We start from the raw sequence: 18719 nt of genomic DNA, 5'->3' as shown, positions 1-18719 counted from the left end.
ATGCGCGTCCCACATCGATTAGAATGAGACAGGGGGTGTTTCTAAAAAAACCAATGGACAATCAAATTTCGACATAAGCAGGGATATGGTTTTTTTTACCGTAAATAACATAGTAGATAAACGGAAGAATCGGAGGCGATTTCATGACTGAATACGGGAAGTCGATTCATCCGGCCGCCGCTGACGAAAACAGACACGCCCGCCGCATGAAAATCACAAAACAAACCAGCCTGACCTTTACGTTTAAAAAATCCCGGGAAGCTTTTATGGTTACACAATGGAACGGCGACCTCTCCCCACCGCTGGAATATATGAAAGAATGGCTGTTTAAAAATGAACAAGGCAGCCTCATTATTCCGGAGCAATCGAGCTTTATCACCCATTGCCTGGAACGGGCATGGCAGGGAGAGCCGCTCACGTTTGAAGCAGAGTTTCATGATGTTCCGTTTCTTATTTCGCTGCATCCTGTTTTTAAAGAAGACAGGGTGTTTGAGGTGAGCGGTTTTTGCATTGATATTCAAGACCGAATCATTGCAGAAAAACAGCTGAACGAAAGCGAGCAGCGGTTTCATTCTCTCATTAACCATACGGTCGATGCCTTGTTTTCCATTGATACAAAGGGGAACTTCACGATGGTTAATCCCGCCGCCCAGAAGTTGACGGGCTACTCTGAAGAGGAACTGCTCGCCATGACGTATCATCCGCTTCTGCCCGATGACAAAAAGGATAAATACAACAGGGGATTCAATCAAACGCTCCGCGGCCCCTCGCAAACGTATGAGGTGAAGCTTAAAAGAAAATGCGGCGAAATGGTTTATATCAACTTGACCATCACACCGATTACGGTTAATGACGAAGTACTTGGCGTGTACTGTATCGGAAAGGACATTACCGAACGGATCGCACAGGAAGCAGAGTTCAAAGAAACGAAAGAATTGCTTGAATCCCTTTTTACCCATTCGGCCGATATGATTTCCATTTATGATTTTGAAAAGAAAACGATAAAATTGAATCCCGCCTTCGAGGAAACCTTTGGCTGGAAGGAAGAAGAGCTCAAAGACCTCCAAAGCCCCATCCTTCCGATTGTGCTGGACAAATATATGCAGGAATCGCTGCATATGATTCAGACCGTCAAAAAAGGAATCCCCATTAAAGGACATGAAATGATCTGCCAGCGCAAGGACGGTTCCCTGCTCAATACAAGCGTGACACTGTTTCCCATCTGGGATCAAAACGGCCGGGTACATGCCTACTCAGGCATTTCGCGTGACATTACAGAAAAAAAACGCCAGGAAAAAGCACTGCGCGAGAGTGAAGAAAAATATCGGATCATCGCCGAAAATACAATGGATTTAATCGCGGTGTCGGATGACAAGGGCAAGGTTCTGTACAGTTCACCATCCAACAAGCTGATTCTGGGAATCGAGCCTGAAACCTATTACGGGAAATATGCAGGAGAATTTGCCCATCCGGACGACAGAGAACGGATTAATCTTCTGATGGGAGAGATGGTTCATACCAGAAAGCCCATTAAATTTGAATCCCGCTGGAAGCATAATAACGGAGATTATGTTTTGCTTGAAACGAATGCCACACCGGTCATTAATGAAAAAGACCAGGTAGAAAGCATTGTGGTCGTATCCCGGGACCTGACCGAACGGATGAAAACAGAAGAGATGCTGAGAAAATCGGATAAGCTGTCCGTCCTCGGCCAGCTGGCCGCCGGGGTTGCCCACGAAATCCGCAATCCGCTCACCTCGATTAAAGGGTTTTTGCAGCTGTTGGAATCCCAGGCTCAGGACCATAACGAATATTACGAGATTATGCTTTCTGAAATTGACAGGATCAACTCTATTGTCAGTGAATTTATGGTGCTCGCAAAGCCCCAGGTCATGAATCTTGTTCCCACCAATCTTACGCAGCTGCTGAGCCATGTGATTTCTCTGCTGGAAGCACAGGCCATCTTAATGAATGTGCAGATTCATTTCCATGCCGACGACGATCTGCCAATGGTCTCATCTGCTGACAGCCAATTAAAGCAGGTTTTCATTAACCTGCTGAAAAACTCCATAGAAGCCATGCCTGAGGGCGGTAATATTTATATTTCTGTACGGCAGGAAGAAGATCAATTGAGCGTTGTGTTTACCGATGAAGGATGCGGGATACCCAAGGACATGCTGCCATCTCTTGGGGAACCCTTTTACACCACAAAAGAGAAAGGAACAGGTCTCGGCCTGATGGTATGCTATAAAATTATCGAAAACCACGGCGGAAGCATCCGGGTGACGAGCGAGGTGGGCCAGGGCAGTACGTTTACCGTCACCCTTCCCACTCTCTCCCATCCTGCATGATACCAGGACAGGTTTTCACGGGATCTACCATCCACAAAAAAAGCAGGGCGGCCGCCCTGCTTTTTCATTCTTTTATTATTTTTCCTCCGGCCGATTTCTCAAGACGGTTCATAATCGCGGTGCCCACGCCTTTTTTCGGAAAAACCTCACTGAAAATAATATCCGCCTCACTCTCGTTAAAGGCACGCAACGCATCATAAAGATGATGGGCGACACTTTCAAGCGCTTTGCGGGAGCCGCACGGTATCACTGTATCTGCATCGTAAAAATCTGCGTTTTCATCCGATGTCAAAACGCCGGTAATCCTTCCTCTGGCTTTTTCCTTATCCACAAGCTGCTGCAGAAAAGCAGATGATCCATCCACAAGGTATAAGGGCGCATCCGGCGCATAATGGGTGTATTTCATCCCCGGCGACTTCGGTGCTGCAGATTCGTTTGTGGTAAGAGCAGGATCCACAGCCGACTCGCCTGCCACTTCCTCCAGCTCCTCTTTCGTCACCCCGCCCGGCCGCAGAATGGTAAGCTTTTCAGAAGTGCAGTCCACCACCGTGGATTCCACTCCCACCCCGGTTGGCCCGCCATCCAAAATCCCCGGGATTCGCCCTTTCAAGTCCTCGAAAACGTGGCGGGCTGCAGTTGGTGACGGCCTTCCTGAAATATTGGCGCTCGGAGCCGCGAGCGGCAGCCCGCTTTCCTTAATGAGCTCCAAAGCAACAGGATGATCCGGCATCCTTACTGCCACCGTGGACAGTCCTGCTGTCACTCGCCGGGAAACCCTTTCTCCTTTGGGCAGAACAAGGGTTAGCGGTCCGGGCCAAAATGCGTCCATCAGCAATTGCGCCCGCTTTGGAATGTCAGCCACCAGGCCCTCCAGCTGGTTCACACTTGAGATATGAACAATAAGGGGGTTGTCACTCGGCCTTCCTTTTGCCGCAAAAATTTTCTCAATTGCTTCATCGCTCTCTGCATTTCCTCCCAGACCATACACCGTTTCCGTAGGGAAAGCGATGACTTCATTCTTTTTTATCCACAGGGAAGCTTGGATAATCTGTGGATGACCTGAAAGCGAGTCACTTTCTTTATCCACAGACCATATGTTTGTTGTAAATTCCTTCATTCCAACTATCCTTTCAAACCGCCACTTTCCTTTTTTCAGCCTTTACCGTATCTTATCCACAAGTTATACACAAAAGGCGATTTATTGTGCATAACTTGTGGATAATCATTTGTCCTGCAGGCTGCATGAAAGCAGGATCACATCTTTTTCGGCTGTTTTTTTATAATGGGCGGTGTTTTCCACATGAGCAGGAACCTCTTCTGCCGGCACTGGCCGGAATGACAGGGGTTCAAAAAGGTGAACCGCCTTTGTCAGCAAATAAAGTGTTTCTACTCCTTTTTCTTTACAGTATAGCAAAATTCGCTGAATCAATCGTAAAAATAGCTGTTCATTGGAATATTCCTTTTTCAAAACAAACGACCGGAGCAGGCCATCCTTTTCCAGCCGTTCGAGTCCGACGGTTCCAATGGTTTCGCCTTTTTCGTTTTCCACCACAAGGTAATTTTCAATCCCTTCCCTCATTCCATCCGTGCCTAAACCAGCCTGCCTTACCAGCTCACCGAGACTTCCTGCCTCGTGCGGCATCGCCGCTCTCAAACGAATGGTCATGGCGCTCACTCTCCTCTAGTATTTTGTAAAAGTCTATGAAACAACCATGAAAGTTATGCAGGGTTTTAAGAGAACAGCCCGCCAATCTTATTGGCGACAGAGGTGAAGACCTCTCCCAGGAAAAATTTCACTTCAACTTTTTCCTCTTTAGGCTGCTGAACAGCCGGTATGTCCTGCTCTGCCCCTGAAGCGACTTCCTTTACTCCCTGTTGCTCGGTTTTTACCGCATCTCCATTTTCAAAATCGAGGAAGCACAGAGGAGGGAAAAGCACGCACCACCAGTTGGCTCCCTTGCCTTTGCCAAGCGTAATCAAAAGAGCTTCATATTTGCCGGCAGGATAAATATAGTTGCCGTACATTTTGGTTGGGAACGCTACCTCTTTATTGAATTGTACTTTATAAGGAATATCCAGGCCAGCCTCACGCAAATAGGTTTCCACCACTTGCCTCACCTCTGGCAAATGCTTATTGATCACTTTTTCTGCCTGATCATGGGAATCAAGGCCGCCCACCCATGTGGTAATCTGCTGGTTCACCTTATCCCGGATTTTTCTTTTCAACGCCTGATCCTTTTCTGCATCACTGTTGGCAAGAATGCGAAGCCGGATGGCGTCGCTCGGTATTTTAACCGATTCATTCATCGTGGCGTTTGCCACCTTCGTCTGGGTTTCAAAAAACAGCAACATCGCGATAAGCGATAGAAATAATAATGTCATTACCGATCGTTTAGAACGTTTCATGTTCAATCTCCCCTTTTGTTTTATATCCTCAGTGTGGACCGGGCGGGGAGAAAACATACTACTAAACTATCAAACAAATCCCGAAAAAAAGTGACAAATAACGGGAAGCAGATGTCACAAATTTCTTAAACATATCAAAAAGGTCACATAATTACTTTTTCTAAAGTCAGGGTCTGCTATAGTAGGGACATCCCTATCACCCCCTTTTTCATGTAGATGATGAAAACGTAAGAGCCTCCCGCTTAGCGGGAGGCTCTTTATGTTGTCCTATACAAGAACGGGGTTTACTTTATTTAATTCGCTTTTCAGGAACTTGGCAAGCTCAAGCATGCCATATTTTCCTGCTGCTGCTTCAGCGTCCGAGTTATAGTTGGTATTCGTATTGATGTCATACGTATAAATGGTGCCGTCAGCGTCTTTAATAAATTCAATACCGGCCACCTGGATGTTGTTGTCTGCCAGCACTTGTTCATATTTTTCAATAATGCTTTCAGCGAAGTCCTGCTGAATCTGAAACTTTGGCTTAGCCGGCGTTTCTTCCCCAACCGGGCAGAACAAGTCTCCGATCTGGCAGGCATCCGCCGGGCAGAGCTCAAACCCTTCCGATGTGTCCACCCGAACGGCATACACAAACTTTCCGCCGACAAACTCACAGCGGGTGATGAAAGATTCAGGTGATTCGATGTATTGCTGAATAAGTGTAATGCCATCAACCGGCTCCTCAAAATCCGGGCCAAGCACGTAATCTTTCAATCCCTCGTACGAATGAAAAAGCTGAACACCGAGTCCCTTTCCTGCACGGTTGTGCTTTGTGATAAACGGCTGGCCGCTGAATTGTTCCGCCGCCTGCAGAATTTGTTCCGTTCCTGCTGCCGCAATGGTTTTCGGTGTTTTCACGCCGTGTGCTTCCAATTCGAGATACTGCGCCACCTTGCTGACTTCAAGCTGAAGGGCACGGCTGCCGTTCAGCACCTTTCTTCCGTGGCGCTCGAGCCAGGCAATTACACTTGCCGCGAGTTCAGGAGCGTAGCGGTGTCCCCTTGTATGGGAGGAAGCGCTCATGCGGCTGTAAAAAATTCCTTCCGGAGGCGTTTCCGACAGGTTGACCGTACCCTGATCAAGATGCCAGGTTTCGTATGGTACCTCCAACTCGTCCAGACGCTTAATTAAATGGTTTGTCCATTCATCGTTTTCGTGGATGATGTATACTTTTTTCAACGTGATCTCTCCCCTTCTGTTTCCTTAGCTTAACGCCTTTTCCTGGTTGTATTTTTCCAATAATGGCATGATTTGCTTCGAAAATCGTTCCATTTCTTCCAGCTGCGGTGAGAACTGAAGCAGCAGCAGTCCGAGACCGGCTTCTTCGTACTCAACAATCCGCTTGGCGATCTGCTCGGGCGTGCCGATCAGGTTCGGTCTTAGGCCGCGGTTGGAAACGGAATAATCCTGCAGCTGTATCTGCTGTTCAAGCTGGGATTTGCTTGTAAAATCCTTAAAGCCGGCATATCCGCTTGTTTCTTTCACATCTGTAATTCGCTCCAGTTCAGCCTGTGCTTCTTCCTCCGTATCCCGGCAGATGACATAGGCTGCCATCCCAAACGATGATAACGGTTCTTTTCCTGTCTGGGCTCTGCGGTCTTTCATATCGGTCACCTTGGCCTGGATTTCCTCGACGGTTCCCCCATGCATGACATAGGCGTCACAGGAGGACGAGATAACCTGTTTCCCGCGTTCACTTTCGCCGCCGGCATAAAGAACAGGGTTTGGCCGCTGTACTGGCTTAGGCGACAGTTTTGTATTTGAAAGCTCATAGTACTTGCCTTTGTAATTAAAGGTTTCTTCTGTCCAGAGTCCTTTTAGGACATCAATGAACTCCTGTGTCCGCTCATAGCGTTCATCATGGGCGGTAAAGACACCGCCATACTGCTTCGCCTCTTCTTCCCACCAGGCGGAAACCACATTCAGGGTGAATCTTCCGCCGCTGATCCGGTCAATGTTGGCGGCCATCTTGGCCGTTACCGCAGGGTTATGAAATCCTGGCCTTACAGCCGTCATGATTTCGATCTTTTCTGTAACCGCAGCCAGGCCGGCTGCCGTTGTCCATGCTTCCAGGGCGTCCTGTTCCGGTCCTTTTATATCATTTAAATAAAGCTCCGCGATCAGCGTTGTATCGAAACCCCATTTTTCCGCTGACTGAATCACTTGTTTTGCATAATCAAACGTCGGAGGCATATTTTCGTCTTCCACATTTCTCAGCCAGCCGCCGAATATTGGTAACCAAAATCCAAATCTCATCTGTTTCTCTCCTCTGCTATAGTAGAAACGGTAAAAAAACACACAAAAAAACCTCTTCTTAGATAAGAAGAAGTTTTCCGCCGCTTCAATCTTATCTTTCAGGATGATTCCTGCTGGATTTAGCACCTTCAAACGGGTTGCCGGGTTTCATAGGGCCAGTCCCTCCACCACTCTGGATAAGATTTATTTTATTATAGTAATCCTACAACAAAAGTAGGACTTTCGTCAATATTTTGAAAACCCAATTTCTGCAATAACCATGCGTTCCTTTTGGCTGATGTCCCGCACAATCTCCACATCAGCTCCAGGGAAGGTAACCCGCAGCATTTCCGCCACCGTCTGGCCCTGGTCATGCCCGACTTCAAAAGCCACAATCGCTTTCGGTTTCAGCACAAGAGGCAATTCTTCCATAAACCTTCTGTAAAAAACATAGCCGTCCGCGCCTCCGCTGAGCGCCCTCATCGGCTCCTGGTCCTTCACAACCGTTTCCAGACCCTCTATCTCCCAGTCAGGAATGTAAGGAGGATTGGAGACCACAATGTCCGCCTTCTCGCTATTTGCAATCCATGGCTGCAGAAGGTCACCATGAAGAAAACGGACACCAGCGCCCAAACGCCGGCTGTTTTCTTTGGCCACCGCAATCGACTCCTCGGCAATATCCACTGTGGACACAGAAAGGCTCGGATTTTCCAAAGCTAGGGTGATCGCAATCGCTCCGCTGCCTGTTCCGACATCAACGGTCTGAACTTCCTTCTGATCTCCAAACCGCGATTTTGCCCGCTTAAGCACTTCATATACAAGCTCTTCGGTTTCAGGCCTTGGAATAAGTACTTCCCGGTTTACGGTGAAACGCCGGCCGTAAAATTCCTCATGACCCATAATATACTGAACGGGCACGCCTTCACCATGTTTTTTTACCGCGGCTTCAAAGGACGCCTGCTCGGCCACTGTCATCGGGTCGTTCAATCCCATCAGCAGTTCGGTCCGGCTGAGGTCGCCGAGCACATGGCGCAGCAGCAGTTCTCCTGCCTCTGGTTCGCGTTTCTTTTCCTTTAAAAAAGATGAAGCCCAATTCAGGGCTTCATGCCGTTTCCTATTTTCCATTTTACGCTTCCGTCTGCGCCTTCATCATGCTGGTCTGGTCTTCTGTGATAAGAGCATCAATAAATTCATCCAGCTTTCCGAGCAAAATCTGGTCGAGTTTTTGAAGAGTCAGTCCGATTCGGTGGTCGGTTACACGGTTTTGCGGGAAATTGTACGTGCGGATCCGTTCTGAACGGTCTCCCGTTCCGACGGCAGACTTACGGTTTTCATCATATTCCTTTTGTTTTTCCTGCTGTATTTTATCGTATACACGGGCGCGAAGAACCTTCATCGCTTTTTCTTTATTTTTGATCTGTGATTTCTCATCCTGACAGGACACAACGGTTCCTGTTGGAATATGTGTAAGTCGGACAGCGGATTGAGTCGTGTTAACAGATTGTCCTCCCGGTCCGCTTGATGTAAAGGTATCGACGCGGACATCTTTTTCATGGATTTCCACTTCCACTTCTTCCGCCTCCGGAAGAATCGCTACAGTGGCTGTGGATGTATGGATACGTCCGCCGGATTCCGTGGCAGGAACACGCTGTACACGGTGTGCCCCATTTTCATATTTCAGCTTGGAATAGGCACCATTGCCATTTACCATGAAAATGATCTCCTTATAGCCGCCAAGCTCTGTATAGCTTGCTTCGATCACTTCTGTTTTCCAGCCCTGCATTTCCGCATAGCGGCTGTACATTTTATAGAGGTCTCCGGCAAACAGCGCAGCTTCATCTCCACCGGCCGCCCCGCGCACCTCCACGATAACGTTTTTGTCATCGTTCGGGTCTTTTGGAAGAAGCAGAATCTTCAGCTGCTGTGTGCACTCCTCCATTTTTTGCTCCAGCTCGGAGATTTCTTCTTTCACCATGGCCGTCATTTCCGGATCCAGCTTGTCTTCAAGCATCAGCTTCGCTTCATCCAGGCCTTCCTTTGCTTCCTTATATTCACGGTACACGGCTACTGTCTCCTGAAGAGAAGACTGTTCCTTCGAATATTCTCTTAATTTATTGTTATCATTGATGACCTCGGGGTCGCTCAAAAGTTCGTTTAACTTGTCATATCGCACTTCTATCGTTTCTAAACGTTCTAACACGCTTTTCACCTCATTTTAATGGCATAACATTCTAATTATAATACAGGGGGGTAAAGCAGTCAAAAGGCTGCAGGCTCATTTTAGTGGTAAACAAAAAACCCGGGCAATACCGCTTATCCCGGGAATGACTGCAATCGCTTCTGCATGGACGTCCTTACCCCTTCAGCGAGCTCATCGAGCTCCGCAAGAAGCATGACTCCTTCTTTGTTTTCCTTGTCTCTGTAAAGGATGCTGTTTACAAACTCAACAGAAATGCCGCGTGCATTCCTCTCCTGCAGCACCAACTTGTCCTGAGGGTCGACTCTGCCTTCCTCCAGCACCCGCATGTAATAACCGGAGTAGCCTGTGTCCTGTATCCACTTCACCATGAACGGCTGATTCAGTTTAGCCGCGACTTTAAAACACGGCTGGCGGGGCTGGCACACCTGGACAACCGCCTCTCCCAGCTTAAAGATGTCCCCGATGAACACTTGATCTTCAGTCAATCCGTTGACGGTAAGATTTTCGCCAAAGGTCGGAACTTGGAGAGTCATGCCCAGTCCCTTCTCCCAATAAGGATAATGATCATAGGAGTAGACACAAACCGCTTTCTCAGGACCGCCATGATGAATGGTGTCCGCCTGCTCATCGCCGTCAAAATTCAGTCTGGACAGATAGAGCGGCCCCTGCACTTTTTCTTTATTGATGGCCGAGCTTACCCCTTTTCCCTGCCATTCAATCGTGCCTGCTTTGCCGGTATTTAATGCGACCAGTGTCCCTTCCACGTATGTACACCTCGTTTTTTCTTTTATCGTACTCTATAGAGATGCGCATCGTAAATCTTTTTAATACATGGATGTATGGTTTTTCAGCGCTTCATAATCCAGGCGCTGCTGATTGATGCGGATTGCCTTTGTGAGCTCTTCAATCACTACTTTTTCGTCGGTTATGATATTAAAAACAAAGGGTATGGTAGCAAAGTGTCCAAAGAATTGGGTACAGCCTTTATGCCGTATGTCATGCTGCGTATCGGTTACAGGATTCACCTTCACAATAAAATTTCCCATGGATTCATAAATGGGATCCAGCGGCTTTTCATTTAATCTTTTTATAAGTGTGGTGATCGGAACACAAGGTTCGTTCCAATCGGTTCCGTTTGATAGAATATCCAACATTTTCTACACCTCTCTACTATCAATGTTCGACAGAAACAGCACGTTCTTGATGGTACGGAAACGAATGCTGCTGATAAAAGAGGATACCCTTTGATTCATAGAGAAAATCCTTTATGAATAAAATGAAAAGAAATCAATAGGGAATACTATAGCAGAACAGAAAGGGGATGGCCCATGAACTATTGTATCATTGGCGGAGATGCGGCCGGCATGAGTGCGGCCATGCAAATTGTAAGGAATGATCCCGAAGCAAAGATTACGGTATTTGAAAAGGGAGGCATTTATTCTTACGGGCAATGCGGTCTGCCCTATGTTGTCAGCGGGCTGATTCCGTCTTCTGAATCCCTGGTTGCCCGGGATGTAACCACCTTCAGGGAAAAGTATGGAATGGATGCGCGAACCTTCCATGAAGTGACGGGCGTTGATCCGAACGAAAAGATGGTTTACGGCATACATACGAAAACAAAAGAAGCGTTTACCTTCGCTTACGATAAGCTTCTGATCGCAACAGGAGTCAGCCCCGTTTTGCCTGCATGGGAAGGCAGGCATCTGCCGGGAATTCATGTGGTGAAGACGATTCCCGATGTGGAAGGAATCATTAAAGACATGGATTCCTCTATACGGGATGTGACCATCATCGGCGGCGGTTATATCGGTCTTGAAATGGCGGAGAATTTAAAGTTTCTTGGAAAAAGAGTAAGGATTATTCAACGGGGAAACCAGCTCGGCTCAATATTTGATCCCGACATGGCTGATTTGATTTTGGAGGAAGCAAAAAAACATAACATCGAGGTTTGCCTGAATGAAGAAGTCCAGCGGCTGAAAGGAGACGACCGTGTACAATTTGTCAAAACAGACAAACGCGATTATCCTACCGACATGGTCATCGTGGCCGCCGGCGTTAAACCGAATGTTTCCATGCTTGGGAACACAGGTATCCGGCTTCACGACAGCGGGGCAATCCTTGTTAACCGGTATATGGAAACTAACGTAAAAGATATCTTTGCAGCGGGTGACTGTGCCAGCCACTACCACTTGATCAAAGAAATCGATGACCATATTCCGCTTGGCACAACGGCAAACAAACAAGGCCGGATCGCCGGAATGAATATGGCAGGCAAACGGAAAACCTTTAAAGGAATTGTGGGATCTTCCATCATCAAGTTCATGGACCTGTCGCTCGGCAAAACCGGCATCTCTGTAAAAGAAGCGGAAAAGCTCCGGTTTCCAGTCGATACGGTCACCACTCACGCCAAAGATATTGCGGGCTATTTTCCCGGAGTTGAACCGCTGCATGTAAAGCTTGTTTTTGATGCCAACAACCAACGCATTCTTGGCGGCCAATTTATCGGGAAACACGGGGTGGATAAAAGGGTCGATGTGCTCGCCACGGCGATTTATCATGGAATGGATCTGCATGAACTCGAGGATTTGGACCTTTGTTATGCCCCGCCCTATAACGGAGTCTGGGATCCGATCCAGCAGGCGGCAAGGAGAGCCCAAAAATAAAAAACGGCAAATACCAGTGCCGTTTTTTATTTTTAGTATTACTTTACAATACTGCCATAGCAAACCTTAACGGCTGTCGATCTTGACCGAAAATTTATAGCGCGGCACTGCCCGTTCGACCGCTGTAAAAATGTCGCGGCGCATCTTTGCTTTTTTCCGAGCTGACATACTTGCAGGAACGTTCACGTGAATGTGGGCGTAGTTCCCGTTGATGGTCACCATTTGCGGATTTCTGCCTGTTTTACTGACCACAGCTTCACGGATTTTGTCCTGGTCATCCGAAATATCAAACCGCGCCGTGTTCATTTTTTGATAGTCATTCGGGTTTTTATTCGTTTCCGAGCTGTAGTTGAAACGTGGGTTGTTTTTAGTGGCATGGTAATTGACGATGCCATGGCCCCAAATGTTATCCTTTATGTTTTTATTTGATTCATTGGCCGTGGGCTCATAATGATCTTTGGAAACGGGAGAACAGGCACTCAGCAAAACGGATAATATAATAAAAATCCCTGTCTTTTTCACAGATAACACCTCCCTCTAGCTATTAGGGTTTGTGATATTCCGCAAAACATACAGACAAAAAAAGGATGGTTCTCCAGAAGGTGCATTCACCCTCAAGAAAACCATCCTTATTTTTATTCGGACTGCTCAGCCGTGCTGGTGAGCAGGCTATTGGGCTTTCCCGGCACTTCATGACAATGGCGGCAGCGCGGCTCGTACGATTCGGATGCGCCCACAAGGATAACCGGATCATCATAGGAAGCTGGTTTTCCGTTGATCAGCCGCTGGGTGCGGCTTGCGGGAGATCCGCATACCATACAAATAGCCTGAAGCTTTGTCACCGTTTCAGCAAGCGCCATAAGTTCTGGCATGGGGCCAAATGGCTCGCCTCTGAAATCCTGATCAAGACCCGCAACGATTACCCGCATGCCGTGGTCTGCCAGTTCCTGGACAACAGAAATTACATCTTCATCAAAGAACTGAACTTCATCAATGCCAACTACTTCCGTGTCAGGAGAAACATTTTTCAGGATATCTAAAGACTTTTCAACAGGCTGGGCAATAACCGCTGTACCGTTATGAGAAACGACCGACTCTTCACTGTATCGGTTATCGATTACCGGCTTGAACACCTGCACTTCAAGTTTTCCATATTTCGCCCGGCGTACCCTGCGAATCAGTTCTTCGGATTTCCCCGAAAACATGCTCCCGCAAATGACTTCTACCCAGCCATTATGCTTCATTACATACATGTTCGTTCTCCTTCCCTCTTTCATTTTAAAAACCCGTCTACCTATATTATGTACGTTGTATCGTACCTGCAACGCCTGAAAACCAGGCATAATTCGCGTAAATTTACAAAAAAAAGGAGCAAGAAGTTCTCTTGCCCCTTACAACTTGCAGCATATTACTTAAGATTGTATTTCTTTTTGAAACGGTCAACACGTCCGCCAACATCTGTAAACTTCTGACGACCAGTATAGAAAGGGTGTGTATCGGAACTAACATCCACTTTAATTACAGGATAAGTATTTCCATCTTCCCATTCAATGGTTTCGTTAGAAGACATTGTAGAGCCGGACAAGAACTTGTAACCGCTGCTTGCATCCATAAATACAACTTTTCTATAGTCAGGATGTAAATTTGGCTTCATTTGTTCTCAACTCCTTCTGCCCTGAATCCTGTGGATCCAGAGTTAAAATAAGCACATAGCAGTAGTATAACAGGGTGCAGGTTGTTTTGCAACCGCAATTTCCCTATATTATTCAGGAATTCGACAGGGACTTCACACGCTTGTTCGTGCCTGTTTTTTCAGCTTCAAACATATTGAAAAATTCTTCATTATTGGCTGTTTTACGTAAACGCTTCATAAAGGTATCCACGAAGTCATAGGAATCATCCATCGTCTTGCGGATCGCCCACAAGGATTCAAGGTGATCCTTTTGAATGAGCATTTCTTCTTTTCGTGTTCCTGAACGGCGGATATCGATGGCAGGGAAAATACGGCGCTCGGCCAATTTCCTGTCGAGATGCAGTTCCATGTTGCCTGTCCCTTTGAATTCCTCGTAAATCACATCATCCATACGGGAGCCTGTCTCAATCAATGCCGTCGCCAAAATGGTCAGGCTGCCGCCTTCCTCAATGTTGCGTGCCGCTCCAAAAAAGCGTTTTGGGCGGTGGAAAGCAGCCGGGTCAATACCACCGGACAATGTGCGTCCGCTTGGCGGAATCACAAGGTTGTATGCACGGGCCAGACGTGTAATGCTGTCCAATAGGATGACCACGTCTTTTTTGTGTTCAACCAGGCGCATGGCACGCTCAAGAACGAGCTCCGCCACTTTAATGTGGTTCTCTGGCACCTCGTCAAATGTGGAGCTGACCACATCTCCCTTAACAGAACGTTCAATGTCGGTTACTTCTTCGGGACGCTCATCAATAAGCAATACGATAAGCTCTGTATCAGGATGATTGGTTGAGATACTGTGCGCCACTTCTTTCAGCAGGCTGGTTTTCCCTGCTTTCGGAGGAGCCACAATCAATCCGCGCTGGCCAAAGCCAACAGGGGCAATCATGTCCATAATACGGGTGGAAAGATTGTTGCGCTCGGTTTCAAGCACCATTTTCTTTTCAGGATACAGGGCGGTTAATGCAGGGAAATGCACACGTTCCTTGGCTGTATCCGGATCCTCGCCGTTTACCGCTTCAACCTGAAGCAAGCCGTAATATCTTTCATTTTCCTTTGGAGGGCGTACCTTCCCGGAAACTTTATCCCCGTTTCTTAAATCAAAACGTCGGATCTGGGAAGCAGAGATGTAGATATCCTGAGAGCTCGGCGAATAGTTAATCGGTCGCAAAAAGCCAAATCCCTCGTTAGGAATAACTTCGAGGATCCCTTCCATGAATGAATAGCCGTCCTGCTCAGCCTGAGCTTTTAGAATCGAAAACATCAATTCCCTTTTTGTTAACTTTCCATAATACTGTACTTTATATTGTCGTGCTAATTCATATAGTTCTTTTAGTTTTTTTGTCTCTAATTCAGATAATATTAAACCCATTTTGACACCACACTTTATTCTATTTTCTCAATCGTTTATTTCCTGTTTTTTTGATCGTTAATTGAAGAACAGGGCAACAGAAATGAAGGGTTGGAAGGATGCATTTTGAAGTAATAACCGAAAGTGGATATTGCAAATCTATGAATAAATACAATACTTCATATTTTAACCACAAATACGGACTTTAATCAAGTCCCCTAAAGGGGAAGACCTCAAAAAAGCAAAAATGCCGGACGCCCTCCCCTGCACATCCTTTTTTGATTAAGAGTGCAGAGGTAAAAAAAGCGCCGACGTTTTTCGCAATGTCTATGGTTTTATTACAAGGTCTGGTTTCTTTTTAAGGCTGTGTCTGCCATCAATAAAGCGGACAGTTCCCGATTTTGCACGCATAACAACGGAATGTGTAGTTCCTACCGTTCCTTTAAACTGGACGCCTTTTAAAAGCTCTCCGTCCGTTACACCCGTAGCAGCAAAAATTGCATCATCGCCTTTTACGAGGTCTTCCATGCGGAGCACCTTATCAATATCGGTAATCCCCATGTTGCGGCATCGTTCCAGCTCAGCCTCATCCTGAGGAAGCAATTTACCTTGCAGTTCACCGCCAAGGCATTTGAGTGCCACAGCTGCGATAACTCCTTCAGGCGCTCCACCGGAACCGAATAAAATATCAACACCTGTTCCTTCAAACGCGGTGTTAATGGCAGCGGCAACATCGCCGTCTGAAATCAGCTTGATGCGTGCTCCCGCTTCTCTGATTTCCTGAATGACCTTTTCATGTCTTGGACGGTTCAGCACGATGGCTACCAAATCTTCGACATCCTTATTGCGGGCTCTCGCTACCGCTCTCAGGTTGTCGATGGTCGGGGCATTAATGTCAATCATCCCAACCGCTTCAGGACCAACTGCAATCTTATCCATGTACATATCCGGTGCATGCAGCAGGTTCCCATGATCTGCTACAGCCAAAACAGCCAGCGCATTCCAGGTACCGGAAGCCACAATGTTTGTACCTTCCAGCGGATCAACGGCTACATCCACACGCGGACCATAGCCTGTCCCGAGTTTTTCGCCGATATACAGCATTGGAGCTTCATCCATTTCTCCCTCTCCAATAACAACCGTTCCCTTCATAGGGACTGTATCAAAAACATCCCGCATGGCTGTTGTTGCTGCATCATCTGCTTCATCCTTGACACCACGGCCCATCCATCGGGCGGAAGCCAGTGCAGCAGCTTCTGTTACACGTACTAGTTCCATTGATAAACTACGTTCCATTGTTAAATTATCCCCCTTGTTAAACGCTTACAGTTATTAGAAATGCTGAGATGAACGTTAAGAGACGAAAGGCATTGGAACTCTTGAACACAAATACGCTTTTCGTATTTTGTGAAAGAGTGAAATGACCGAGTCTCTGTTCATCGAAGCTGGACAAAGAAATGCTGAGATGAACGTTAAGAGACGAAAGGCATTGGAGGGCGGAAGTTTGACCAATCCCGCCATTATTTTTCGACTTCTTCCAATTCCTCGATATCAAGATTTTCGCGCCAGATTTTCGCACCGAGTCCAACCAGCTTATCAACAAGTGATTCATAACCCCGGTCAATATGTTCAAGCCCTGAAACCTCTGTAATACCTTCTGCCATGAGGCCTGCAACCACAAGGGCAGCTCCCGCTCTCAGGTCGCTGGCTTTAACCTTTGCTCCCTCCAGACGGGCTTGTCCATTAATAATGGCAGAACGGCCTTCCACTTTTACATTCGCACCCATTCTGCGCAATTCATCAATATGCTTAAAGCGTGCAGAATAGATCGTATCCGTTACAAGGCTTGTTCCTTCCGCCTTGGTAAGGAGTGAGGTGAACGGCTGTTGAAGATCTGTAGGAAAACCAGGATAGACCAGCGTTTTAATGTCGACACTCTTTAGCGGACCGCTGCTGCTGTGAATGAGGACCTGGTCGTCTTTCGTTTCGATCTGTACGCCCATTTCGCGAAGTTTGGCAATCAATGATTCTAAATGAAGAGGAATAACATTGTCGATGACAACCTGCTGTCCGACTGCTGCTGCCAGGATCATGTAAGTACCCGCTTCAATGCGATCCGGAATAATAGAATGACGGCAGCCATGCAAATGATCGACACCATCGATCCGGATGACATCGGTACCCGCACCTTTTATTCTGGCTCCCATGCTTGTCAGCAAAGTGGCTACATCAATAATTTCAGGTTCCTTCGCCGCATTCTCTATAATGGTTTGACCTTTGGCTCTTACAGCTGCCAGCATGATATTAATCGTTGCGCCAACACTCACGACATCCAAATAGATTCGCGCCCCGATGAGTTCATCTGCACGTAGGTAGATGGCTCCTTGTTCATTGGTTACTTTTGCGCCCAATGCTTCGAAGCCTTTAATATGCTGGTCAATCGGCCGCGGTCCGAGGTTGCATCCTCCAGGCAGGCCAATCACTGCTTTTTTAAAACGGCCAAGCATCGCGCCCATCAAATAATATGAAGCTCTCAGCTTCTTTACCTTGCCATTGGGCAATGGCATGGCAATCATTTTTTCCGGATTAACCGTTAATGTATTATTCTCATCGAGTACGGCTTCTCCGCCAATTTCTTCAAGCAAGGATCTAAGTAAGTGAACATCGGATATGTTAGGCAGCATGTCTATGATGACTTGGGATTCTGCAAGAATGGTAGCTGGGATTAATGCAACTGCACTGTTTTTCGCTCCGCTGATATGAACGGTTCCTTCAAGGGGATAGCCCCCTTCAATCATAAGCTTTTGTTCCATGGTATGCTCCCTTCTTCATCAAGCATATCTAACGGTTGTCTTATGGTGTAGTATTCTCGGACAACTGGAATATCATGCTAATTTAATCTCATTTAATGGAAAAAAACCAAAAACAAGCACCACAAAAGGTGGTGCTTGTATAGGTTTTATTCAGATCTAGCCCTGGTTTTTAACAGCTTCCCAATCGCTAAGGAAACGCTCAATACCCTGATCTGTCAATGGGTGGTTAGTCAAGCTCTTGATAACTTTAAGCGGGATGGTAGCGATATGCGCACCGCCAAGAGCCGCTTGAGTTACATGGATTGGATGACGAACAGATGCGGCGATGATCTGGGTAGGAAGTTCATGGATCGCAAAGATTTCTGAGATCTCAGTAACCAGCTTTAATCCATCCTGTCCAATATCATCAAGTCTTCCAAGGAATGGTGATACATAAGTTGCTCCAGCGCGTGCCGCAAGCAATGCCTGGTTTGCATTGAAAATCAATGTAACGTTTGTTTTGATGTCCATGTCGCTGAAAGCTTTTACTGCTTTTAGACCCTCAGTCGTCATTGGCACTTTAACGGTAACGTTTGGTGCGATCGCAGCAAGTTCTTTACCTTCTGCAACCATTTCCTCAGCATTCAAGGATACAACTTCCGCACTTACAGAGCCTGGTACAAGCTCCGCGATTTCCTTGATTCGGGTGTGGAAATCCACGCCCTCTTTTGCTACTAATGTAGGGTTGGTTGTAACCCCGGATAAAATACCAAGGTCATGAGCTTCCCGAATTTCATCAATATTTGCTGTATCAATAAAGAATTTCATGAATTATTCACTCCTAAAGAATTTAAGTGTTGGACAGACATTAGTCTAAAAAATCCTTTTTAGTCTTTTCCACACAACAACTTTCATACCCGTATTTAATGCTTTTAACACATTTTATTGTAAATGAAACCGCCTATCATGTATAGGCGGTTTCATAGCAGGCAGCAAAA

At 46.7% G+C, this 18719-nt stretch carries 18 protein-coding genes and 1 riboswitch; of the genes, 2 read left to right on the top strand and 16 right to left on the bottom strand.

The window, feature by feature from the left end; all coding sequences use genetic code 11:
- Positions 1 to 143: 143 nt before the first annotated feature.
- Positions 144 to 2351, top strand: coding sequence for a PAS domain S-box protein (locus tag QYB97_RS09865; RefSeq protein WP_301165832.1), 2208 nt, complete (start codon positions 144 to 146; stop codon positions 2349 to 2351).
- A 64-nt stretch (positions 2352 to 2415) separates the two neighbouring features.
- Here the strand turns inward: QYB97_RS09865 and QYB97_RS09860 are convergent, their stop codons facing one another.
- The 9 genes from QYB97_RS09860 to QYB97_RS09820 form a co-directional block, all read right to left on the bottom strand.
- The gene (locus QYB97_RS09860) at positions 2416 to 3468 is read right to left on the bottom strand and encodes an L-threonylcarbamoyladenylate synthase (protein WP_301165831.1); all 1053 of its coding nucleotides are present in this window, start codon (positions 3466 to 3468) and stop codon (positions 2416 to 2418) included.
- 105 nt (positions 3469 to 3573) lie between these two features.
- Complete coding sequence (locus tag QYB97_RS09855; protein ID WP_301165830.1) at positions 3574 to 4017, bottom strand: GNAT family N-acetyltransferase; 444 nt, start codon at positions 4015 to 4017, stop codon at positions 3574 to 3576.
- Positions 4018 to 4082: 65 nt separating this feature from the next.
- Positions 4083 to 4757 (bottom strand): stage II sporulation protein R, encoded by a 675-nt coding sequence (spoIIR, locus tag QYB97_RS09850; RefSeq protein WP_301165829.1) that lies wholly within the window; start codon positions 4755 to 4757, stop codon positions 4083 to 4085.
- Between the two features lie 267 nt (positions 4758 to 5024).
- A complete protein-coding gene (locus QYB97_RS09845; RefSeq protein WP_301165828.1) occupies positions 5025 to 5975 on the bottom strand; it encodes an ATP-grasp domain-containing protein in 951 nt (316 codons plus the stop codon).
- A gap of 24 nt (positions 5976 to 5999) precedes the next feature.
- The gene (locus QYB97_RS09840) at positions 6000 to 7052 is read right to left on the bottom strand and encodes an LLM class flavin-dependent oxidoreductase (protein WP_301165827.1); all 1053 of its coding nucleotides are present in this window, start codon (positions 7050 to 7052) and stop codon (positions 6000 to 6002) included.
- 88 nt (positions 7053 to 7140) lie between these two features.
- Positions 7141 to 7235: riboswitch (SAM riboswitch) on the bottom strand.
- A gap of 42 nt (positions 7236 to 7277) precedes the next feature.
- Positions 7278 to 8156 (bottom strand): peptide chain release factor N(5)-glutamine methyltransferase, encoded by an 879-nt coding sequence (prmC, locus tag QYB97_RS09835; protein WP_301165826.1) that lies wholly within the window; start codon positions 8154 to 8156, stop codon positions 7278 to 7280.
- Between the two features lies 1 nt (position 8157).
- A complete protein-coding gene (prfA, locus tag QYB97_RS09830) occupies positions 8158 to 9231 on the bottom strand; it encodes a peptide chain release factor 1 (RefSeq protein ID WP_301165825.1) in 1074 nt (357 codons plus the stop codon).
- Between the two features lie 113 nt (positions 9232 to 9344).
- Complete coding sequence (locus QYB97_RS09825; protein WP_301165824.1) at positions 9345 to 9995, bottom strand: MOSC domain-containing protein; 651 nt, start codon at positions 9993 to 9995, stop codon at positions 9345 to 9347.
- A gap of 60 nt (positions 9996 to 10055) precedes the next feature.
- On the bottom strand, positions 10056 to 10385 hold the full coding sequence (locus QYB97_RS09820) for a hypothetical protein (protein ID WP_301165823.1): 330 nt from the start codon (positions 10383 to 10385) through the stop codon (positions 10056 to 10058).
- 174 nt (positions 10386 to 10559) lie between these two features.
- On the opposite strand from QYB97_RS09820, the gene QYB97_RS09815 reads away from it, so the two are divergent.
- The gene (locus tag QYB97_RS09815) at positions 10560 to 11894 is read left to right on the top strand and encodes an FAD-dependent oxidoreductase (RefSeq protein WP_301165822.1); all 1335 of its coding nucleotides are present in this window, start codon (positions 10560 to 10562) and stop codon (positions 11892 to 11894) included.
- Positions 11895 to 11960: 66 nt separating this feature from the next.
- Here QYB97_RS09815 and QYB97_RS09810 read toward each other — a convergent pair whose 3' ends face one another.
- The 7 genes from QYB97_RS09810 to fsa form a co-directional block, all read right to left on the bottom strand.
- Positions 11961 to 12416: a hypothetical protein gene (locus QYB97_RS09810; RefSeq protein WP_301165821.1), complete on the bottom strand. Its 456-nt coding sequence runs from the start codon at positions 12414 to 12416 to the stop codon at positions 11961 to 11963.
- Between the two features lie 113 nt (positions 12417 to 12529).
- Positions 12530 to 13147 carry a thymidine kinase gene (locus QYB97_RS09805; RefSeq protein WP_301165820.1) on the bottom strand — a complete coding sequence of 206 codons (618 nt, stop codon included), beginning with the start codon at positions 13145 to 13147 and terminating at the stop codon, positions 12530 to 12532.
- Positions 13148 to 13302: 155 nt separating this feature from the next.
- Positions 13303 to 13548 (bottom strand): type B 50S ribosomal protein L31, encoded by a 246-nt coding sequence (locus tag QYB97_RS09800; RefSeq protein WP_301165819.1) that lies wholly within the window; start codon positions 13546 to 13548, stop codon positions 13303 to 13305.
- A 112-nt stretch (positions 13549 to 13660) separates the two neighbouring features.
- On the bottom strand, positions 13661 to 14950 hold the full coding sequence (rho, locus tag QYB97_RS09795; protein ID WP_301165818.1) for a transcription termination factor Rho: 1290 nt from the start codon (positions 14948 to 14950) through the stop codon (positions 13661 to 13663).
- Positions 14951 to 15256: 306 nt separating this feature from the next.
- Complete coding sequence (gene glpX / locus QYB97_RS09790; protein ID WP_301165817.1) at positions 15257 to 16225, bottom strand: class II fructose-bisphosphatase; 969 nt, start codon at positions 16223 to 16225, stop codon at positions 15257 to 15259.
- A gap of 224 nt (positions 16226 to 16449) precedes the next feature.
- The gene (murA, locus tag QYB97_RS09785; RefSeq protein ID WP_301165816.1) at positions 16450 to 17742 is read right to left on the bottom strand and encodes a UDP-N-acetylglucosamine 1-carboxyvinyltransferase; all 1293 of its coding nucleotides are present in this window, start codon (positions 17740 to 17742) and stop codon (positions 16450 to 16452) included.
- A 156-nt stretch (positions 17743 to 17898) separates the two neighbouring features.
- Positions 17899 to 18549, bottom strand: a complete 651-nt coding sequence (gene fsa / locus QYB97_RS09780; protein WP_301165815.1) for a fructose-6-phosphate aldolase — start codon at positions 18547 to 18549, stop codon at positions 17899 to 17901.
- Positions 18550 to 18719 lie beyond the last annotated feature (170 nt).

It is taken from the genome of Fictibacillus fluitans, from assembly GCF_030418125.1.
Classification (GTDB): domain Bacteria; phylum Bacillota; class Bacilli; order Bacillales; family Fictibacillaceae; genus Fictibacillus_C; species Fictibacillus_C fluitans.
Note: the sequence above shows the minus strand (reverse complement) of the source record. Positions and strands in the feature narration are given on the sequence as shown.

Coding starts and splice junctions, on each gene's coding strand:
- spoIIR (WP_301165829.1), bottom strand. CDS start 4,757: ATGAAACGTTCTAAACGATCGGTAATGACATTATTATTTCTATCGCTT.
- QYB97_RS09800 (WP_301165819.1), bottom strand. CDS start 13,548: ATGAAGCCAAATTTACATCCTGACTATAGAAAAGTTGTATTTATGGAT.
- QYB97_RS09865 (WP_301165832.1), top strand. CDS start 144: ATGACTGAATACGGGAAGTCGATTCATCCGGCCGCCGCTGACGAAAAC.
- QYB97_RS09815 (WP_301165822.1), top strand. CDS start 10,560: ATGAACTATTGTATCATTGGCGGAGATGCGGCCGGCATGAGTGCGGCC.
- fsa (WP_301165815.1), bottom strand. CDS start 18,549: ATGAAATTCTTTATTGATACAGCAAATATTGATGAAATTCGGGAAGCT.
- QYB97_RS09820 (WP_301165823.1), bottom strand. CDS start 10,385: ATGTTGGATATTCTATCAAACGGAACCGATTGGAACGAACCTTGTGTT.
- rho (WP_301165818.1), bottom strand. CDS start 14,950: ATGGGTTTAATATTATCTGAATTAGAGACAAAAAAACTAAAAGAACTA.
- glpX (WP_301165817.1), bottom strand. CDS start 16,225: ATGGAACGTAGTTTATCAATGGAACTAGTACGTGTAACAGAAGCTGCT.
- QYB97_RS09860 (WP_301165831.1), bottom strand. CDS start 3,468: ATGAAGGAATTTACAACAAACATATGGTCTGTGGATAAAGAAAGTGAC.
- QYB97_RS09840 (WP_301165827.1), bottom strand. CDS start 7,052: ATGAGATTTGGATTTTGGTTACCAATATTCGGCGGCTGGCTGAGAAAT.
- QYB97_RS09805 (WP_301165820.1), bottom strand. CDS start 13,147: ATGTATGTAATGAAGCATAATGGCTGGGTAGAAGTCATTTGCGGGAGC.
- murA (WP_301165816.1), bottom strand. CDS start 17,742: ATGGAACAAAAGCTTATGATTGAAGGGGGCTATCCCCTTGAAGGAACC.
- QYB97_RS09855 (WP_301165830.1), bottom strand. CDS start 4,017: ATGACCATTCGTTTGAGAGCGGCGATGCCGCACGAGGCAGGAAGTCTC.
- prmC (WP_301165826.1), bottom strand. CDS start 8,156: ATGGAAAATAGGAAACGGCATGAAGCCCTGAATTGGGCTTCATCTTTT.